We start from the raw sequence: 3,440 nt of genomic DNA, 5'->3' as shown, positions 1-3,440 counted from the left end.
GAGCACGCTCAGTGCAGCGGTGCTGGACCCGATGCTGCGCGCCGATCCGGTCGGGCCGCGTATCACCTACTACGACGACGCCACTGGTGAGCGCATCGAGCTATCCGCGGTGACACTGGCCAACTGGGCGGCCAAGACCGGCAACCTGTTACGCGACGAGTTGGGCGCCGGGCCGGCCAGCCGGGTGGCGGTCCTGTTACCTGCGCATTGGCAGACGGCGGCGGTGCTGTTCGGGGTGTGGTGGATCGGCGCGGACGTAGTACTCGGCGGTTCGGCGGCAGATGTCGCACTGTGCACGGCCGAACGGCTCGACGAGGCTGACGCAACCGGCGCCGCCGAGGTCGCGGTGCTGTCGCTGGACCCGTTCGGCCGCCCGGCGGCCGATCTGCCGGTCGGTGTCACCGACTATGCGACCGCGGTGCGCGTGCACGGTGACCAGATTGCCGCCGAGCACCATCCCGGCCCGGCGTTGGCCGGCCGATCGGTCGACGAGGTGCTGGCCGCCTGCCAAACATCCGTGGCGACAAAGGGTTTGACGGCAGGTGATCGGGTGCTGTCGACCGCGTCGTGGGATGGGCCCGACGACATGATCGAGGGTCTGCTGGCGGTTCTGTCGATCGGTGGATCGCTGGTCCAGGTGGCCAACCCAGACCCGGCCGCGCTGCCGCGAAAGGTCGAGATGGAGAAGGTCACTCGCGTGTTTGGCTCTCAGTAGTCACACCAGCACCAGCTCGGGGCCGGGACCCTCTCGCCGAAAAGAGAAGAGAGTCGTCCTGTCGACAGCGACTAACGAGGCTGCTGAGACTCCTGATACTCAGTCGCGACCCTCGATTCATGTTGGTATCGCAATATTTCTATGTTAAATTTGGCGGCACGACAACGTAGGAAGGTTATGGGGATGTTGGTGCACGGGCTTTTGGGTAAGGCGGCTGGCACGGTGGTCACCGGTCTGGTCGGGGTGAGCGCCTACGAGGTTGTGCGGAAGGCCCTGGCCAAGGCCCCACTTCACGACGCTGCCGTGACCGCGACGGAGTGGGGACTGCGCGGAACTCGTCGCGCCGAGGTAGCGGCGGAGTCAGCCCGGCTGAAGGTGGCCGACGTCGTGGCCGAAGCTCGCGAGCGCATCGGCGAGGAAGCGCAGCCTCCGGCGATCGGCGATCACGACCACGAGCACTGACATGCGCGTCGTCTCGGACGCGGCCGGGCGGATGCGGGTGCAGGTCGGATGGGTGCGTTCGAACTCCCGACGCGCCGTCGCGGTCGAAGAGGCGGTCGATAAGCAGGACGGCGTGCGGACCGTACACGCCTACCCCCACACCGGCTCGGTCGTCGTCTGGTATTCGCCGAGACGCTGCGATCGTGACGCAGTACTGGCGGCGATCTCCTCGGCCGAACACGTTGCCCCCGAACTGATCCCGGCTCGCACACCGCGATCGTCCGATGTCCGTAATACCGAGGTGCTGCGCATGGTCATCGGCGGGACCGCGCTCGCCTTGCTCGGGCTACGCCGCTATGCCTTCAACCGCCCGCCGCTGCTGGGCCCTTCCGGCCAGCTGGTCGCGGCCGGCGCGACGGTGTTCATGGGCTATCCGTTCCTTCGCGGCGCGTTGCGCTCGCTGCGGTCCGGGCGCGCCGGCACCGATGCGCTGGTCACCGCGGCGACCGTGGCCAGCCTGGTGCTGCGTGAGAACGTCGTCGCGCTCACCGTGCTGTGGCTGCTCAATATCGGTGAGTACCTTCAAGATTTGACATTGCGACGGACTCGACGGGCCATCTCGGATCTGCTGCGCGGCACCGCCGACACGGCGTGGATTCGCGTTGACGACAACGAGGTTCAGGTTCCGATCGACACCATCCAGATCGGCGACGACGTAGTAATTCACGACCACGTGGCGATACCGGTCGACGGCGACGTGGTCGACGGCGAGGCCGTTGTTGACCAGTCAGCGATCACCGGCGAAACGCTGCCGGTCAGCATCGTCGCCGGCGGGGCGGTGCACGCGGGCTCGGTGGTGCTGCGCGGGCGGCTGGTGGTTCGCGCTCGCGCCGTCGGCAATGAAACCACCATCGGGCGGATCATCAGCAGAGTTGAAGAGGCGCAACATGATCGGGCACCGATTCAGACCGTCGGCGAGAACTTCTCCCGTCGCTTCGTTCCGATCTCGTTCATCGTGTCCGCGATCACCCTGGCGATCACCGGAGACGTCCGTCGCGCGATGACGATGTTGCTGATCGCCTGCCCGTGCGCAGTGGGCCTGGCGACGCCGACCGCGATCAGCGCAGCGATCGGCAACGGCGCGCGCCGCGGCATCCTGATCAAGGGCGGGTCACATCTGGAACAGGCGGGTCGGGTGGACGCGATCGTCTTCGACAAGACTGGCACGCTCACTGTCGGGCGCCCGGTTGTGACGAATATCATTGCACTGCACAAAGATTGGCAGCCGGAGCAGGTGCTCGCCTATGCCGCCAGCTCGGAGCTGCACTCCCGGCACCCGCTGGCCGAGGCCGTGATCCGCTCGACCGAGGAACGCCGCATCATCATTCCGCCGCACGAGGAATGCGAGGTGCTGGTCGGCCTGGGCATGCGAACCTGGGCGGACGGGCGAACACTGCTGCTGGGCAGCCCGTCGCTGTTGCGCTCGGAAAACGTCAAGGTGTCCAAGAAGGCAGCGGAATGGGTCGACACACTGCGCCGCCAGGCCGAAACCCCGTTGCTGCTCGCGGTCGACGGCATGCTGGTCGGGCTGATCAGCCTGCGCGACGAAGTCCGGGCCGAAGCAACCGATGTGCTGAAGAAGCTGCGTTCCAACGGAATCCGCCGAATTGTCATGCTCACCGGCGATCACCCCGACATCGCGACGGTGGTGGCCGGCGAGCTGGGCATCGACGAATGGCGTGCCGAGGTGCTGCCCGAGGACAAACTCGAAGTGGTTCGCCAATTGCAAGACGAGGGTTACATCGTCGGCATGGTCGGCGACGGCATCAACGACGCCCCGGCGTTGGCGGCCGCCAACATCGGCATCGCCATGGGCCTGGCCGGCACCGACGTCGCCGTCGAGACCGCCGATGTCGCCCTGGCCAACGACGATCTGAACCGCCTGCTCGACGTGGGCGACCTGGGCGCCCGCGCGGTCGAGGTCATTCGGCAGAACTACGGCATGTCAATCGCGGTCAACGCCGCCGGCCTGCTGATCGGCGCCGGAGGCGCCTTGTCGCCGGTGCTGGCCGCGATACTGCACAACGCGTCCTCTGTCGCCGTCGTCGCAAACAGTTCTCGGCTGATTCGTTACCGCCTGGACTGAACGGCGCTGCGTCCGGCGTCCGGCTCGTACGATGTGCGCAACCGGCGAAAGGATATGCACGTGTCAGAGACCCCGCTCGACCCCGTTGCCAGCGAACGGCTGTCGCATGCCGACAAGGTCTTCACGTCGGACCTGTCG

At 66.7% G+C, this 3,440-nt stretch carries 3 protein-coding genes; all 3 read left to right on the top strand.

Annotated features, from left to right (window positions below):
- On the top strand, positions 1-715 hold a 715-nt coding region (locus WBF82_RS11935; protein ID WP_424383237.1), incomplete at its 5' end, for a TIGR03089 family protein.
- A 183-nt stretch (positions 716-898) separates the two neighbouring features.
- Positions 899-1,177 (top strand): DUF1490 family protein, encoded by a 279-nt coding sequence (locus WBF82_RS11930; RefSeq protein ID WP_424383236.1) that lies wholly within the window; start codon positions 899-901, stop codon positions 1,175-1,177.
- Position 1,178: 1 nt separating this feature from the next.
- Positions 1,179-3,302 carry a manganese-exporting P-type ATPase CtpC gene (gene ctpC / locus WBF82_RS11925; RefSeq protein WP_424383235.1) on the top strand — a complete coding sequence of 708 codons (2,124 nt, stop codon included), beginning with the start codon at positions 1,179-1,181 and terminating at the stop codon, positions 3,300-3,302.
- Positions 3,303-3,440: the final 138 nt, after the last annotated feature.

This window comes from Mycobacterium sp. (assembly GCF_049673265.1).
GTDB lineage: Bacteria > Actinomycetota > Actinomycetes > Mycobacteriales > Mycobacteriaceae > Mycobacterium.
The sequence above is the reverse complement of the archived record's forward strand: the minus strand, read 5'-3'. Positions and strand labels throughout refer to the sequence as shown.